This window comes from Commensalibacter papalotli (ex Servin-Garciduenas et al. 2014) (genome assembly GCF_000527695.1).
GTDB classification, from domain to species: domain Bacteria; phylum Pseudomonadota; class Alphaproteobacteria; order Acetobacterales; family Acetobacteraceae; genus Commensalibacter; species Commensalibacter papalotli.
The window spans coordinates 1049242-1063672 of sequence record NZ_ATSX01000001.1 but is presented as its reverse complement, the minus strand read 5'-3'; the positions used below and the strand labels follow the sequence as shown (position 1 = coordinate 1063672).

General features: G+C 36.5%; 17 protein-coding genes. 12 read left to right on the top strand and 5 right to left on the bottom strand.

The window, feature by feature from the left end; genetic code table 11:
• Positions 1 to 7: 7 nt before the first annotated feature.
• Positions 8 to 535 carry a protein-export chaperone SecB gene (gene secB / locus COMX_RS04870; RefSeq protein ID WP_034337631.1) on the bottom strand — a complete coding sequence of 176 codons (528 nt, stop codon included), beginning with the start codon at positions 533 to 535 and terminating at the stop codon, positions 8 to 10.
• Positions 536 to 817: 282 nt separating this feature from the next.
• On the opposite strand from secB, the gene COMX_RS04865 reads away from it, so the two are divergent.
• The 5 genes from COMX_RS04865 (at position 818) to COMX_RS10635 (ending at position 5841) form a co-directional block, all read left to right on the top strand.
• On the top strand, positions 818 to 1519 hold the full coding sequence (locus tag COMX_RS04865; protein ID WP_034337628.1) for a Tim44/TimA family putative adaptor protein: 702 nt from the start codon (positions 818 to 820) through the stop codon (positions 1517 to 1519).
• A gap of 23 nt (positions 1520 to 1542) precedes the next feature.
• Positions 1543 to 2736 carry a murein transglycosylase A gene (gene mltA, locus COMX_RS04860; RefSeq protein ID WP_235176761.1) on the top strand — a complete coding sequence of 398 codons (1194 nt, stop codon included), beginning with the start codon at positions 1543 to 1545 and terminating at the stop codon, positions 2734 to 2736.
• A gap of 57 nt (positions 2737 to 2793) precedes the next feature.
• Positions 2794 to 3636 carry a DNA-methyltransferase gene (locus COMX_RS04855; protein WP_051461984.1) on the top strand — a complete coding sequence of 281 codons (843 nt, stop codon included), beginning with the start codon at positions 2794 to 2796 and terminating at the stop codon, positions 3634 to 3636.
• Between the two features lie 94 nt (positions 3637 to 3730).
• Complete coding sequence (locus COMX_RS04850; protein ID WP_200867604.1) at positions 3731 to 5146, top strand: cytochrome c peroxidase; 1416 nt, start codon at positions 3731 to 3733, stop codon at positions 5144 to 5146.
• A 95-nt stretch (positions 5147 to 5241) separates the two neighbouring features.
• Positions 5242 to 5841, top strand: coding sequence for a Smr/MutS family protein (locus COMX_RS10635; RefSeq protein WP_051461878.1), 600 nt, complete (start codon positions 5242 to 5244; stop codon positions 5839 to 5841).
• Positions 5842 to 5843: 2 nt separating this feature from the next.
• Here COMX_RS10635 and COMX_RS04840 read toward each other — a convergent pair whose 3' ends face one another.
• A complete protein-coding gene (locus COMX_RS04840; protein WP_034337624.1) occupies positions 5844 to 6917 on the bottom strand; it encodes a hypothetical protein in 1074 nt (357 codons plus the stop codon).
• Positions 6918 to 7125: 208 nt separating this feature from the next.
• Here COMX_RS04840 and COMX_RS04835 point away from each other — a divergent pair, with 208 nt between their 5' ends.
• The 6 genes from COMX_RS04835 to COMX_RS04815 all read left to right on the top strand — a co-directional run bounded on the left by COMX_RS04835 (position 7126) and on the right by COMX_RS04815 (position 11214).
• A complete protein-coding gene (locus COMX_RS04835) occupies positions 7126 to 8379 on the top strand; it encodes a cytochrome b (RefSeq protein ID WP_034337622.1) in 1254 nt (417 codons plus the stop codon).
• A complete protein-coding gene (locus COMX_RS04830; RefSeq protein WP_051461877.1) occupies positions 8376 to 9167 on the top strand; it encodes a cytochrome c1 in 792 nt (263 codons plus the stop codon). Before COMX_RS04835 ends, COMX_RS04830 begins: the two co-directional genes overlap by 4 nt.
• Positions 9157 to 10044 (top strand): S-methyl-5'-thioadenosine phosphorylase, encoded by an 888-nt coding sequence (locus COMX_RS04825; protein WP_034337620.1) that lies wholly within the window; start codon positions 9157 to 9159, stop codon positions 10042 to 10044. Before COMX_RS04830 ends, COMX_RS04825 begins: the two co-directional genes overlap by 11 nt.
• Positions 10045 to 10067: 23 nt before the next feature.
• Complete coding sequence (locus tag COMX_RS11355) at positions 10068 to 10235, top strand: alpha/beta hydrolase (protein ID WP_152534155.1); 168 nt, start codon at positions 10068 to 10070, stop codon at positions 10233 to 10235.
• Between the two features lie 46 nt (positions 10236 to 10281).
• The gene (locus COMX_RS11450) at positions 10282 to 10470 is read left to right on the top strand and encodes an alpha/beta hydrolase (protein WP_152534187.1); all 189 of its coding nucleotides are present in this window, start codon (positions 10282 to 10284) and stop codon (positions 10468 to 10470) included.
• 363 nt (positions 10471 to 10833) lie between these two features.
• Positions 10834 to 11214, top strand: coding sequence for a hypothetical protein (locus COMX_RS04815; RefSeq protein WP_034337617.1), 381 nt, complete (start codon positions 10834 to 10836; stop codon positions 11212 to 11214).
• 115 nt (positions 11215 to 11329) lie between these two features.
• On the opposite strand, the gene COMX_RS04810 is transcribed toward COMX_RS04815, so the two are convergent.
• The 3 genes from COMX_RS04810 to COMX_RS04800 all read right to left on the bottom strand — a co-directional run bounded on the left by COMX_RS04810 (position 11330) and on the right by COMX_RS04800 (position 13815).
• On the bottom strand, positions 11330 to 12409 hold the full coding sequence (locus tag COMX_RS04810) for an alkene reductase (protein WP_034337614.1): 1080 nt from the start codon (positions 12407 to 12409) through the stop codon (positions 11330 to 11332).
• Between the two features lie 83 nt (positions 12410 to 12492).
• Complete coding sequence (locus tag COMX_RS04805; RefSeq protein WP_034337611.1) at positions 12493 to 13080, bottom strand: TetR/AcrR family transcriptional regulator; 588 nt, start codon at positions 13078 to 13080, stop codon at positions 12493 to 12495.
• A gap of 72 nt (positions 13081 to 13152) precedes the next feature.
• Positions 13153 to 13815, bottom strand: a complete 663-nt coding sequence (locus tag COMX_RS04800; RefSeq protein WP_034337608.1) for a dienelactone hydrolase family protein — start codon at positions 13813 to 13815, stop codon at positions 13153 to 13155.
• Between the two features lie 274 nt (positions 13816 to 14089).
• Here COMX_RS04800 and groES point away from each other — a divergent pair, with 274 nt between their 5' ends.
• Entirely contained in the window at positions 14090 to 14380 is a 291-nt protein-coding gene (gene groES / locus COMX_RS04795) for a co-chaperone GroES (protein ID WP_034337605.1), read from the top strand.
• Positions 14381 to 14431: the final 51 nt, after the last annotated feature.

Here is a 14431-nt window from a genome sequence, read left to right as displayed (position 1 = left end):
TCTGATATTATGCGTGACCAGCTTCAGTTTGTGTTTGAGCTGCTTGCTGTGCTTGTTTATTTTGCCACAAAGAGACAAAATCAATTGGTTGTAAGATAACGGGTGGGAAACCACCATCACGAGTTACATCACCAATAATATTACGAGCATATGGGAAAATTAAACGAGGAACTTCGACAAGTAGTATTGGCTCGATTAGTTCTTGAGGAGGTTCATTTAAAGTTACAACTGCGCAATAAACGAGCTCTGTAACAAAAACAGTGCGAGGTGTAATTTTATCTTTTCTTTCTGCTTCTGTTGCATCAACTTTAATAGAAAGACTAACCTCGTAAACACCCTCTTCACTCAGACGATTAGCATTTGCATCAATCGCAACAGAAATTTGAGGAGATTCCTCTAGGGTTGCAAAAATTGATGCACCATGAGGTACTTCAAAAGAAAGATCTTTGGTAAATTGAACATTTAAAGTCAGTGGAAGTGGTGGAGGTCCTTCTTCTAGATGAGAATCAGCGACATCATTCATTGTTTCAGACATAATTATCCTTTAAATTTATTGAACGTTATTCATTTTATTACTAAGAATTATACCATAATATTTAAAAATGATAAAAAATTAATATTAAAATTTTTATCATCATAGATAATAATATAACGCTTTGTTTTTATTTTTGTATTTTATACGTAAAGATAAAATTAATAAAAAATAAATATGAATTTTTTTTTGTAATGTGACAAATTATAAATATATTGTTAGTATAGATTTATAAATTAACGCAATTCTCTTTATCAGGAATTCATTAAGTTAACAGGTTTGAAAATGGATTTTGCTAATTTCCCAGTGGATATTATTATTCTGGCTTTAGTTGCTGGTTTTTTAATCCTACGCTTACGCAGTGTTTTAGGAAAAAAAACGGGCTTTAATAAAGAAGATAGAGTAGCCGCACCAACAAGTCGTTCATCAAATATGCAACAAGTGATGAGTAATAATCAGGACAAACCGACGGAGCCAGTGAAGCCCAAGGTTGAAGTTAATGTTCCTGCACCTGAAACAGAAGCTGGGCAAGCCCTTAGTAAAATAACGCAATTAGATGCATCTTTTTCAACACAAAAATTTGTTGATGGGGCAGAAATTGTTTTTCGTAAAGTGTTAACAGCCTTTTCTGCTGAAGATTTATCAGTCTTACAATCAATGTTGGTTGTAGATGCTTATAATGCATTTGAATCAGCAATTATCGCACGACGTAATCTTCAACAAAAACAAACGATTGAAATAAAATCTATTCACTCTATTACAATTAATAAAGCCCAAGTTATAGAGGATGCAGCGGTTAATCGTGCAATCATAGAGGTACAGTTTATTTCTAATCAAATTAATTGTACTTTTGATAAAGACAATAATCCTGTTACAGGGACGGAATCTGTTACAGAGTTCATTGATTTCTGGACCTTTGAGCGTTTATTAGGTGTAAATAGTCAAGGCATATCTTGGCGTTTAAAATCAGCACGTAGTGGTAATTAAATTAATTCTTTAAAGGGATAATTATGAAATCGTTTGTTCGTTTTTGTGCTTTGTTTTTAGCAGGTGGACTTGTCGCATGCGTACAAACTCAAGAGAATCTTTCTGACTTTTATCCTGTTTCATATCAGAATTTATCAGGTTGGGATAAAGAGAATTATAGCCAATTATTAACATTATTTCGTCAAAATTGTCAGCAAATTCAAAAATTACCTCCTAATAGATATTTGGGAGGGGTTAAAGGTTTGTTTGGCGGAAAAGCTCAAGATTGGCTTCCCGCTTGTAATGCGGCAATGACGATAAATATTTCTGATCCTGTACAGTCAAAACAGTTTTTTGAAACTTGGCTGCAACCTTATCAATATACATCATCAGGGCAAACAGGTAAAGTTACTGGCTATTATGAACCTGAGGTGCAAGGATCAACAGTTCGTTTTGGAGCTTATCAAACCCCAGTATATGCGAAACCCAGCGATTTAATTGCCAGAAAAAATACCGATGGGCAGGTTGAGTATGGCGTTGTTCAAGATGGTATTTTGGTCCCCTATTATTCTCGTGCAGAAATTGATCGTGGCGCGTTAAAAAGTAAAAATCTTGAGATTGCATGGGTCAAAGACCCAATAGATTTATTTTTTATGCAAATTCAAGGCTCAGGAAGAATAGTTTTACCAGATGGTAATATTGTACGTTTGGGCTATGCGGGTAAGAACGGCCAACCCTATACAGCTTTGGGTAAGGTAATGATTGATCAAGGTTTACTGGATGCTCAATCTGTAGATATGTATTCTGTAAGATCATGGTTACATAGTCATCCAGATCAAGCTGTCGCGCTGATGGAACAAAATAAAAATTATGTATTTTTTCGAAGCTTAAAAGATCAAAACCCGAATACTGGGCCTATTGGGGCTTTTGGTTCTTCTTTAATTGCGGGCCGCTCTGTTGCTGTGGATAGACAATGGATACCACTAGGTGTACCTTTGTGGTTGGAAACGACAATGCCTACAACTGCAAATTCCCAAGGCAGATCGCCTTGGAAACATATGGTTTTTGCACAAGATATTGGTGGTGGTATCAATGGGATAAATCGTATTGATTTATTTACAGGATGGGGCAGTCAAGCCGCATGGTATGCAGGGTTTATGAATGAACAAGGTAAAATCTTAATGTTATTACCGCGTCATTCTGAACAACAATCTTTGCCAGTAATGACGACAAAATAATCTTCTATTTAATGGTGAGGATTTAGGGTGTCTCCTAAAAAAATTAAAAAAATCGATATGGTGGTCGAGAGGGAAACTTCTCGGCCTTATAGTTTTAAGGTAGGTCAGCACACATTTGTGCGTGGCGATTGTTTAACTGTTTTAAAGAAAATGACAGAGGAAAGTATAGATGTCATTGTGACGTCTCCGCCTTATAATCTTGGTATAGCCTATAGTTCTTATAAAGATAAAAAAGAAGAAACGGATTATTTAGACTGGTTAGAGACAATTTGTGTCGAGATCAAAAGGGTTATGAAAAAGGATGGATCTTTTTTCTTAAATATTGCAGGATCTTCTTCTTATCCTTGGTTACCTTTTGAGTTGATGGTCAGGCTAAGACAACATTTTTACTTACAAAACCATATAGAATGGATCAAGTCTATTTCAATTGGTGAGGATAGCCATGGTCATTTTAAGCCAGTGCCAGGTAGCCGTTTTCTACATAGAAACCACGAACATTTATTTCATTTAACTAAAACAGGTAAAGTAACTTTGCAGCGTCTTAATGTTGGTGTTCCTTATAAGGATAAAACCAATATTAAACGCAGATCTCATGCTCATGATTTACGTTGTCGGGGGGATGTTTGGTTTATCCCTTATAATACGGTTCGAACAAAATCTGAAAAATTCAACCATCCGGGGACTTTTCCTGTAGCTTTGCCAGAAATGTGTTTGAGGCTTCATGGTAATTTGAAGCCTGTTGTATTAGATCCTTTTATGGGGACTGGTACGACTATATTAGCAGCAGACAAGTTGGGGGGACAGGCAATTGGGATTGATGTGGATAAAAATTATGTCAAAATAGCAATAGAAAGAGTAAAAATGTTACACTCAGATGGTAAAAATGGCTCTAAATTGTAAAGTTATTTGCAGAAAACGAAGCTTTTGATATTATCCCCACTGATTAAAATGTTTTGATTAAATAAATTTTTAGATATTCGATAGAAAGCTGATCATGAAAAAACTGATCCTAGCCATCATTGTTTTAGGCGCCGTAGTCTATGGTGGCACGACATTATATTTGTCTAGTTTTGACCGTAAAACAGCTCCTAGACTGGCTGAAAACTCACCTTCCCATTCAGATGCTGTGACAATGGCTGCTTTTGATGTATTAAAAGAAGCACGTTGTGATTACTGTCATGCTGAAAATGTTGAGTTACCTTTTTACTTTAAATTACCCATTGCAAGTAGTTTAATGGAACAAGATCGCTTTAAAGGGTTAAGAAATTTTCGTATGGAACCCGTTATTGCAGCAATTAATGAGGGTAAACCTGTTGGTTTAGTTGCGTTGTCACGAATTGAATTCGTAATGCAACGTAATTTAATGCCTCCTACATTGTACTTGATCATGCATTGGCATGCGCGTCTTTCCGAGCAACAACGTGATGATGTGATTAAATGGGTTCGACAAGAACGCCAAAAATATTATGCTACTCAAGGTGTTGCAGATCGTTTTGCTTCAGAGCCAGTACAACCTGTCCCTGAATCTGTGCCTGTTGATCCTAAGTTGGTTGTTTTGGGTAAAGAGCTATTCTTTGAAAAAAGATTATCAGGTGATAATACATTAAGTTGTGCAAGCTGCCATGATCTACAAAAAGGTGGTGTAGATGGACTAGTGACTGCAACAGGTATTTTTGGGCAAAAAGGGCCTATTAATGTCCCAACAGTTTACAATTCTGTTTTCAATCACAGTCAATTCTGGGATGGTCGTGCGGCTGATCTTGAAGAGCAAGCCGCAGGTCCTGTGATGAATCCATTGGAAATGGGATCAAAAACTTGGGAAGATGTTATTAATAAATTACGTCAAGAACCTTCTTATGAAAAAAGATTTGAAGAAGCTTTTGGAACGCCAGTCATTGATAAACAAAGAATTACTGATGCGATTGGTGCTTATGAAAAAACATTAATTACACCTGACAGTCCTTTTGATATGTATTTAAAAGGTGTGGACGGTGCTATTAATGCACAAGCAAAGCGTGGTTATGAGTTATTCAAAGAAAATGGATGTGCCAGTTGTCATAACGGTGTTGCCCTCGGTGGTGCTGCATATGAAGAGCTTGGTTTACAAAAAGATTATTTCGCTGATCGTGGTGGTAAATTAACTGATGCCGATATGGGTCGTTTTAATGTCACTCATAAAGACATGGATAAACATAGCTTTAAAGTGCCATTGTTACGTAATATTGCTCTGACAGGTCCTTATTTCCATGATGGAAGTGTAAAAACATTAAAAAAAGCTGTTGAAAAAATGTTGAAATATCAAACCCCTTATCATAAATTAACAGATCAAGAGGTTGATGATATTGTTGCTTTCTTAAAAACATTGACGGGTAAATACCAAGGCCAATCAATAGATAAGCTGGCACCATAACAAATAAAGATTTGTAAAATCGTTTAACCTTTCACTGGTTCACTGGTGAAAGGTTTTTTATTGGTTATGTTTAAAGAATTTAAAGGTAAAATAAATTGGCAAGAGGGCGACAGTTAAATAAAGAAGAACAATCATTATGGGATAATTTTGCCAATCGCATTAAAGGGATTCGTAAAGACACACCAAGGGAAACACCTATTGCTAAAGTGGCATTTCATGAGCGACCAGATAATAAAAAGAAATTATTAGCGAACGCTTATCGTTCACAAAGGCTTACTCAAACAGATAGTTTTATTCAGTATTATAAATTATTTAAGAAGAGACAAGAACAACCTCTTGAACACAAAAGCTTTATAACAATAGGACAAAAGCAAGCAGGTTTGGATACGAATACTTGGAAAAAACTACATAAAGGACAAATGCAGCCTGAAAAGATTCTAGATCTTCATGGTTATACAGCGCAACGAGCTTTTTTTGTCTTAGAAGAATTTTTAATTCGAGCACAGCGTAATAATATACGCTGTGTTGAAATTATTACTGGCATTGGAACTGGATATAAAGAGGGAGGCATCTTGAAACGAGAGCTCCCTTATTGGTTAAATCGTCCAGCGATTCAATCTTTGATCTTGGGAACAACTTATCCCGCACAATGGAATGGCGGGGCAGTCAGAATTTTACTTAAGCGTAATCGTTAAATTTATTGGCCAGGTGACCATTTTTGAAATTTAACAGATAACCAACGTTGGAGTGCCATTGTTGTAATAATAGGTGGACACATTTTACTTATCGTATCGTTACAAACAGGGTTCTCTTGTAATGTCATTTCCTCGCTTTTTGCTAAGTTAACAATTGCATTATCCTTTATAACTTTACCTGTATTTAAACGCCATTTAGCCAAGAGTGCAGAAGGTGTTAGCATAGGAAGCATAACTGCAATATTCGTTCGAGAAGCCAACGCAATCGCATTCCACGCATCAAATAACGTATTATCTGTTTTATAGTGATGTAGCTGATTATATAAATCAGCAAAGCGAGGGCCATATGTCGTCGAATTATCAAGAGAGAAAAAACTGTGTAGTCCGTCTTTTAATAAATCTGGTAAAGCCGCAATTGCTTGAGGAGTGCTCAGTTGCAAAGCGTCAACATCTCCTTTTTTCAAAGCCTTCACTGCGGTTGAAAAATCAGTTAATCCTTCAACGGGAATCGTATTTATCTTCAGTAACTCAATGCCCAGTAAAGTAGGTAGCTCACGGCCAATAATAGACGATACGGCAACTTTCATAGATCTATTTTTCAAAAGATCTGGAATAGAATTATGGAAAGGTTGACGAGCTATGGTGATTGACGGTGAAAGGCTGCATAAAACAGGGATCCACCGCTCGCAATCAAAATGGACACGTTTATCACCAGACATAGAGGCGATAAATGTATTTCCAGAAGTAATAAAAGCTGTATTTCCATCAGGTGTTGTTCTGGTATCGAACAAGTTTGCTCCTGTTACCCCATCATAACCAGTGGTGAAATGTACAGGTAAGGGGGTGTCTTCTTGTAAACTAGTCGCAAAAGCAGACGAAAGTTGAGATGCCCAAGAACCGAGTTCGCTTTTTTCGGGTCCTCCTACTAAAAAAGAAAAATCGTCATCTTTATGAGTTTTAATAGAGGTCATAGGCAAAGTTTCATTGGCATTCGCTTGTAATATACCAGTGGTTAGACCTGCTCCTGCTAGGGAAAGAAGACGAAAAAATTGACGTTTAGTTACCGATAATGGCATTCGAGTAGTATTTCTTTGTTAGTGTTTAGGTTGATGAAAAAAGGGTGTGGCAATTATGAAAGATTTTAGACTTTCTTTAAAGGTTTTTTTTACTTAATTTTATTTTCCATATAAATATAGCAATATAAAGGCAAAACTATTTCAAAAAAATGGTTTTATGCCTAGAATTAGTAAAGTTTATCATATCATTTGATGCAAAGCGGTTGTAATGTCTCAAACCTCTAAACCCTGTCCAGATCAAGACAAACAAAAAAAAATCAATAAAAAAACAATTTCACAATGGATTGAAGAACGATTACCTGTTTTTTCAATGATTCAACGTGAGTATATTCGGTTTCCTATGCCGCGTAACTTAAATATTTGGTGGACATTTGGAGCTGTGCTTACGGTTGTTTTAGTATTAATGCTGGCAACGGGTATATTTTTAGCCATGTCTTATACACCCTCTGCTGAGGGGGCTTTTGCATCTATTGAAATGATAGAGAGACGTGTGCCCAGTGGGTGGTTGTTAAGATCATTACATATGGCAGGATCTAATTTATTTCTTGCTTTTTTATATTTACATATTTTCAGAGGATTATATTACGGTTCTTATAAAAATCCCAGAGAATTAGTTTGGTTTTCGGGATTGTTCTTAATGCTCATGGTGATGATGACGGCATTTGCTGGGTATATTCTACCATGGGGGCAAATGTCTTATTGGGCTGCAAATGTTGTTATCCAAGCCATTTCTTCTATTCCTTGGATTGGGGAAGGGTTGGCTCATTGGTTAATGGGTGGCAGCTCACCAAATGATTTAACATTGCATCGGTATTTTGTATTACATTTTGTCATGGCCTTTTTAATTATTGGGGTTGTGTTTATTCATGTAGTTTGTCTGCATTTCGTTAAATCAAATAATCCCAAAGGAATTGAACCGAAGACTAAAGAGGAAACCTTACCTTTTTATCCTTATTATGTAGCCAAAGACGCGGTTGTTATTGTTGTTTCTTTGTTATTACTAATTTTGCTGGCTTTCCTTTTTCCTGACCTATTAACGAATAGTGAGAACTATACCCCAGCTAATCCTTTGGAAACCCCTGCGAATATAGCCCCTGAGTGGTATTTCTTACCTTTTTATGGAATCTTACAATTAATTCCTTTTAAATTTTTAGGGTTGGTTCTATCTGCGGGTTCATTACTTATTTTATTTGCTGTGCCATGGCTTGATAGATCATCGATTAAATCCGCGACATATCGTCCCCTATATCGCTTATCATTATTTATCTTGTTAATAGCTTTTGTGATTTTGGGTATTGTTGGGAAATATCATACACATGGTGGGTTAATTTGGTTGGGTAGACTAGCGTTGCTATATTATTATTTACATTTTTTAATGATTTTGCCATTTTCACATCGTTTTGAATTAAAACGAACATTACCAGTCTCTTTGTTAGATGACGATAAAGGGGCTAAATCATGATGGAAATTACTCGCAAGCTTACTTTTAAAGCCATTGGACTATTGATTGTGATGTTTTCTTTGAATGTTGCTGGATATGCAGAGAGAGTAGCAACTGATAAAAATTCCTACCCAAAATATCCTTGGAGCTTTTCAGGTATCTTTGGATCTTATGATTTATCTAGCGTGCAAAGAGGATATCTTGTTTATCGTAAAAGCTGTGCCTCTTGTCATTCTACAGAGTATATGCGTTATGCTGATTTACAGCAGATGGGGTTAACACTGGACCAAATTGATAAAATGGCGAAAACAGATCAAATTCTGGATGGTAAAGATGCGCAAGGCAAAGACCATTATCGCCCAGCAACTGTTGTTGATTATATCCCTTCGCCATATGCGAATAAGCTAGTGGCACAATCTGTTAATATGGGAAAAGTGCCTTTGGATTTATCCAGATATGCCATGACTGTTGATGGTCAAGCAGATTATATTATGGCGATCTTATTAGGCTATACAAAATCTCCCGTAGATTTTAAGCTTGATCAGGATGGACTATATTATAATCGATATTTTCCTGGCCATCAAATTGCCATGAGGCCTCCATTGGTCAAGGGGGGTGTTCAATATACGGATGGTACGAATACAACGATTGAACAGCAAGCCAAAGATGTGACTACATTTTTGAGTTGGACAGCGCATCCACATCTGATAGAACGTCATCGTATTGGGATTATGGCCCTGATTTATGTGGCCTTTATTGCTGTATTAACCTTTATTATAAAACGAAAAGTTTGGTCTAATGTCAAATAAACAAACACATGCTCAACCAGTTATTGGGATTATTGGTGGTTCTGGCCTGTATGATATTTCAGGATTAACCGATCAACAATGGGTCAAAGTGGAAACACCATGGGGCGATCCATCTGATGAGTTGTTGATGGGAAAACTTGAAGGGGTTTCTTGTGTATTTTTACCTCGTCACGGTCGTGGGCACGTCATTTCCCCTACAGAGGTCAATTACAAAGCCAATATTGCAGCGATGAAAAAACTGGGTGTTACTGATATTGTTTCTGTGTCTGCGGTGGGATCGTTAAAAGAGGAGTTGGCTCCTGGAACTTTTGTGGTGGTGGATCAAGTGATTGATCGTACTCGCCTAAGAGATAAAAGCTTTTTTGGCACAGGATGTGTTGCGCATGTTTCTTTGGCCGATCCTTTTTGTGATAGAATAGGACAAATATTATTTGATAATGCCAAAGAATTAGGATTATCGGTGGTTAAAGGGGGAACTTACCTTGTGATGGAAGGACCTCAGTTCTCTACTCGTGCAGAAAGTAATCTCTATCGTTCATGGGGAGCATCAGTAATTGGCATGACGAATATGCCAGAAGCTGCTTTGGCTCGTGAAGCAGAGATTTGTTATGCAACCGTGGCAATGGTGACGGACTATGATTGTTGGCACGAAGACCATGATGCTGTAAGTGTCGAGGCTGTGATTAAAACATTAACAGCCAATGCCAGCAATGCACGTTCTTTGGTTGAAAAAATCATTCCTAGTTTAGGAAAGCAAAGACCGGATTGTTCTGCTGGATGTGATCACGCATTAGAATATGCGTTAATGACAGCACCACAAAAACGTGATCCTAAACTGGTAGAAGATTTAAAAACGATCGCTGGACGAGTTTTATAAAAAATAGAATAGGAAAACCATGAATGAATAAGCAAAATTTTAGAAATAAAAACGTAGTTATCGTTCATGGTTATGCAGCTCCATCTCAGTCACATTGGTTTCCTTGGCTAAAGGAAACTTTAGAAAGCCAAGTTGCTGTCGTGACTATTGCTTGTATGCCCAACTCATCGACCCCTGACCCTGTGGAGTAGTTACAATATTTAGGACAACCTCTCTTTACCTTTAGATGAAAATACTATTTTTATAAGTCATAGTTTAGGGTGTGTCAGCGTGCTTAACTTTGTAAATAAATCCTGTAAAGAGATCGATAGAATAGGGGGGTATATATTGGTTTCTGGTTTCACTGAACCATTAGAAACACTTCCATTTTTAAAAAGACATACAGATAGTAAGTTAGATTATAAGGCTTTACTATCCTTCACATAGCAGCGCGTTTCTATAATTTCTTCGAGTGATGAAATTGTTTAGCCAAAGCTTTTTGAAAATTTAGCCATAATACTTAAAGCACAGATCGTTTATGTTAAAAATGCTGGCCATTTTCTTGATAGGGATGGATATAAAGAATTTGCTGATATTTTGCCAATTTTAGAAGTTAAGTGATATTAATACGAAACAAATTATCAAAGGTTGTTTCTCTGATAAGTTTTAAGAGTTCTTTATCGGTCACAAAGTTGATATGAATAAAGATACTGTAAACTATTTTTTTGATAATATAGCGAGTGTTTACAGGATAGAGCTTAATGGTTCGTTTTGTTATAATGTTTACTTTTAGTTTGATGCTATCGTCTTATGCTTTGGCAAAATCACCCTGCGCAACAAGGTGATGAATATCATTCTACCACCCTTGAGCAAGTTTTGAACTGTAAAAAAGTTAATTGTGCTGGTCACTATATTATTTATATGGATAGTTGTGGGACAGGCGGTTGTATTCTATATGCTATTGCAGATGCTATAACAGGAAAAAACATTGCCATTTTTCCAACCAGTTATATAGGAGACGTCGAGGATCAATATACGCCCAAGATTGATTGTAAAGTGAATAGTAAACTTATTCATGTTTCTGGAGTAAATGCAGAAAGAACAAATCAATATCAGGATGATTATTTTATCTTGGAAAATAATCGACTTGTCAAAATAACTGGAGCGAATAAAGTTATTCGAAGTGAATAAAATTGGTTAAAATTGCAGGAAAAATAAAAAAAGCTCTTCTTACATTACGTCAGAAGAGCTAAAGAATGGGATCATTTAACATATATTAGATTATATGGGGTGAGTTTTTTTAATTTCAATAGTCGGTATACCCTTTTTTTCCTTGAGTGAACCATGTTTCAGCATCATCAGGTGTAAATGGAATATCGTTTCTTATTTTATTCACAAGATCAGGATTGGAAATATAAGGGCGTCCAAATGCAACGCCGTCTGCTTGGTTATTTTCCATTATTTTTTTTGCAGATGCGCCATTATAAGAACCATTAATGATGAATGGGCCATTAAAATTCTCTCGCATCGCAGGGGCGATTGGTGAATGTAAGTCATCGTCAGTTAAATCCGCCATGATGAAATTATTCTCACCTGGTCTTGGTTCACGCACCTCTAAAAAATTAATTTTTGCATTGCTCATCGCTTGTGAGGCTGCAATAAATAGGGGTTCTGGATTGCTATCAAAAACACCTTGGATAGGTTCGTTAGGTGACAATCTAACTGAGGTCCGGTCTGAACCAACTGCTTGGCAAACAGTGTGAGTTACTTCCGTCAGTAGGCGAATTCTGTTTTCAATGCTTCCGCCATAATCATCAGTTCTGAGATTTGTACTATCTCTTAAAAACTGATCAATTAAATAACCATTTGCAGCGTGAATCTGAACACCATCAAAGCCTGCTTCCATCGAATTTAAAGCAGCTTGACGATAGTCTTGTAGTAATCTTGGGATTTCTGCAACTGGTAATGCTCTGGCTTGTTCAAGCGGTTTTTTACCTTCATAAGTGTGTGTATGGCGAGGTGATGTTGTCGCGGAAGCAGAGATAGGTGAGGGGTGAAATGAAGGATGAACTGTTCGACCCATATGCCAAATTTGACAAATGATTTTTCCACCTTCTTCATGAACGGCTTTTACAATAGGCTTCCAAGCTTCAATTTGATCTTTATTCCAGATCCCTGGTGTATATGGCCAACCTAAACCTTCTTGTGAGATGCCTACGCCTTCGGAAATGATCAACCCTGCACTTGCACGTTGTCGATAATAGTCAACCATCAAAGGTGTGGGAATATGTTCTTTACTCGCACGTCCTCGCGTCATAGGAGCCATGATAATACGATTTGATGCATGAATTGCGCCCAACTGAATAGGGTCAAATAGACTTGGCATAACGATAATTTCCTTTTTTAAAATATATTAAAAGTAAGTTAACAAAAAATAGACCGGTCGTCTATACTTTTATCAAAGTATTTTTATTTTTCCAAAATATTCATTGTATAACGAAGTGCAATTTTGAAGGGGTGTTTATTTCTTTGGATTTTTGTAAGTAAACTGGCTCCAAGCCATTGTTGATATAATTCTTGTGCTGTTAAATCAGGATTTAGATGATCGGGTATTGAGCCATCTTGTTGGCCTTTATATATGACGCTGGCGATTAAAGTTAGAACTTTATCGATGCCTTTACAGAATTCATGACGCATTGCTTCAGAAAAATCAGCTACCTCAGAACTTAATTTTACAACCAAACATCGACCTTCGTAATCATTATTGCATTGATTTTCATTCCAATTTTCCCAACAGCTCAATAAACGTTCTTTACCCGATAGATCAGGAGTATTAAATAATGTAGAAAGGTGAGTTGTATATTGATCCATATAATATTGAATAACAGCAACGCCGTAATCTTCTTTAGAGTCGAAGTAATAATAAAATGACCCTTTAGGAATCCCTGCTTTTTTTAAAAGTTCAGTTAGTCCAACATTGGTAAATCCGTGGCTCGCAAAGATTTCTTGTCCAGTTTTTAAAAGTAAATTTTTTTTATTATTAGGTATAGAGTTCATAATTATTTGAGATCTTTTTATTATTAGTTTAAGAAGCACTATAAGTGTAAATATTGCGCTTAATGTTGAGTTTTATAAGTTTTTTGCAAAAAAATCTAAAGTTCTTTGTTGAGCTAATTCATAAGCTTCTTTGTGAAAACTTGCACGTGCTTGGCATCCAAAACCATGATCGGCATTTTTATACACATAAATATCGACATCATTATAGGTGCGTTCGATTTTTTCAATCGCATCCAAAGGAATACTGTGATCAAGCTCGCCAAAATGCATTTGCACAGGGCAATGATGAGGATGATCAAGTAATGAAGGAATCATCGCTCCATACCAACAGCTTGCTGCGGAAAAGAGTTTTGTTTCTGTGGCCGCGCGCCAACTTAGGCTGCCACCCCAGCAATATCCTACGATGCCTATTTTGTCATAATTCAGATGCTGAGCCGCGGCAATAATATCCAACAAGGTTTTTTCAGGTTCAATTTTTTTTCTTAATTCGATCCCTTGCTTCATATCTTCTGCTTCATAACCCAGTGAAACATTGCGTTCAGCCCGGTCAAATAAAGCAGGGGAAATAATATGATAGCCATGTTTGGCAAAATTATCGCAAACATCACGAATATGAGGATTAACCCCAAATATTTCTTGTAATACAACTAACCCAGCCAAAGGCTTTGCAGGGATATGCTCATAAGCATTTAAAATATGCTGATCAGAAGTTGTTAATTGAATATCACGTTTCATAAATAAAACCCTTACTCTGTAATATAATACGTAAAAATTAAGAATAATATAGATTATTCTAAGATATGTTTCAAATGATGGTTTTAATAAGAATTTGTGGCTGAAATAGATTTAAATTTTCTTGACAATGTCTTAAGCAATACATAAATTAAACAATGAAATATCAATTTATATTATTGATATATCTTGGAGTAACGCGGCAATACGCGCGTAGTTAAAACCCATAATGCTGCTTTCATAGAAGGGCATTATATAGAAATATGGAGCGATCCAAATGACGAATTTTCGTCCTCTACACGACCGTGTGGTCGTTCGCCGTTTAAATGGTGAAGAAAAAACTGCTGGTGGTATTATCATTCCAGAAACAGCAAAAGAAAAGCCTCAAGAAGGTGAAGTCGTTGCCGTAGGACCTGGTGCTCGTAACGAGCAAGGTCAAATTGTTGCCCTTGATGTTAAAGCTGGTGACAAAGTATTGTTCGGCAAATGGTCAGGCACAGAAGTAAAAATCAATGGTGAAGATCTTCTGATCATGAAAGAAAGCGATATTATGGGGATTGTTGGTTAATTCCACAATTTCTTTGATGTATGATACGCTTTGTTTTTGACTTTATACTTT

Excerpts from the sequence above, each read along its gene's own strand:
- COMX_RS04800 (WP_034337608.1), bottom strand. The coding sequence starts at position 13,815 with ATGAAACGTGATATTCAATTAACAACTTCTGATCAGCATATTTTAAAT.
- COMX_RS04830 (WP_051461877.1), top strand. The coding sequence starts at position 8,376 with ATGATGGAAATTACTCGCAAGCTTACTTTTAAAGCCATTGGACTATTG.
- COMX_RS04810 (WP_034337614.1), bottom strand. The coding sequence starts at position 12,409 with ATGCCAAGTCTATTTGACCCTATTCAGTTGGGCGCAATTCATGCATCA.
- COMX_RS04835 (WP_034337622.1), top strand. The coding sequence starts at position 7,126 with ATGTCTCAAACCTCTAAACCCTGTCCAGATCAAGACAAACAAAAAAAA.
- mltA (WP_235176761.1), top strand. The coding sequence starts at position 1,543 with ATGAAATCGTTTGTTCGTTTTTGTGCTTTGTTTTTAGCAGGTGGACTT.
- COMX_RS04840 (WP_034337624.1), bottom strand. The coding sequence starts at position 6,917 with ATGCCATTATCGGTAACTAAACGTCAATTTTTTCGTCTTCTTTCCCTA.
- secB (WP_034337631.1), bottom strand. The coding sequence starts at position 535 with ATGTCTGAAACAATGAATGATGTCGCTGATTCTCATCTAGAAGAAGGA.
- COMX_RS04805 (WP_034337611.1), bottom strand. The coding sequence starts at position 13,080 with ATGAACTCTATACCTAATAATAAAAAAAATTTACTTTTAAAAACTGGA.
- groES (WP_034337605.1), top strand. The coding sequence starts at position 14,090 with ATGACGAATTTTCGTCCTCTACACGACCGTGTGGTCGTTCGCCGTTTA.
- COMX_RS04865 (WP_034337628.1), top strand. The coding sequence starts at position 818 with ATGGATTTTGCTAATTTCCCAGTGGATATTATTATTCTGGCTTTAGTT.
- COMX_RS11355 (WP_152534155.1), top strand. The coding sequence starts at position 10,068 with ATGAATAAGCAAAATTTTAGAAATAAAAACGTAGTTATCGTTCATGGT.
- COMX_RS04850 (WP_200867604.1), top strand. The coding sequence starts at position 3,731 with ATGAAAAAACTGATCCTAGCCATCATTGTTTTAGGCGCCGTAGTCTAT.
- COMX_RS04855 (WP_051461984.1), top strand. The coding sequence starts at position 2,794 with ATGGTGGTCGAGAGGGAAACTTCTCGGCCTTATAGTTTTAAGGTAGGT.
- COMX_RS04815 (WP_034337617.1), top strand. The coding sequence starts at position 10,834 with ATGCTTTGGCAAAATCACCCTGCGCAACAAGGTGATGAATATCATTCT.
- COMX_RS04825 (WP_034337620.1), top strand. The coding sequence starts at position 9,157 with ATGTCAAATAAACAAACACATGCTCAACCAGTTATTGGGATTATTGGT.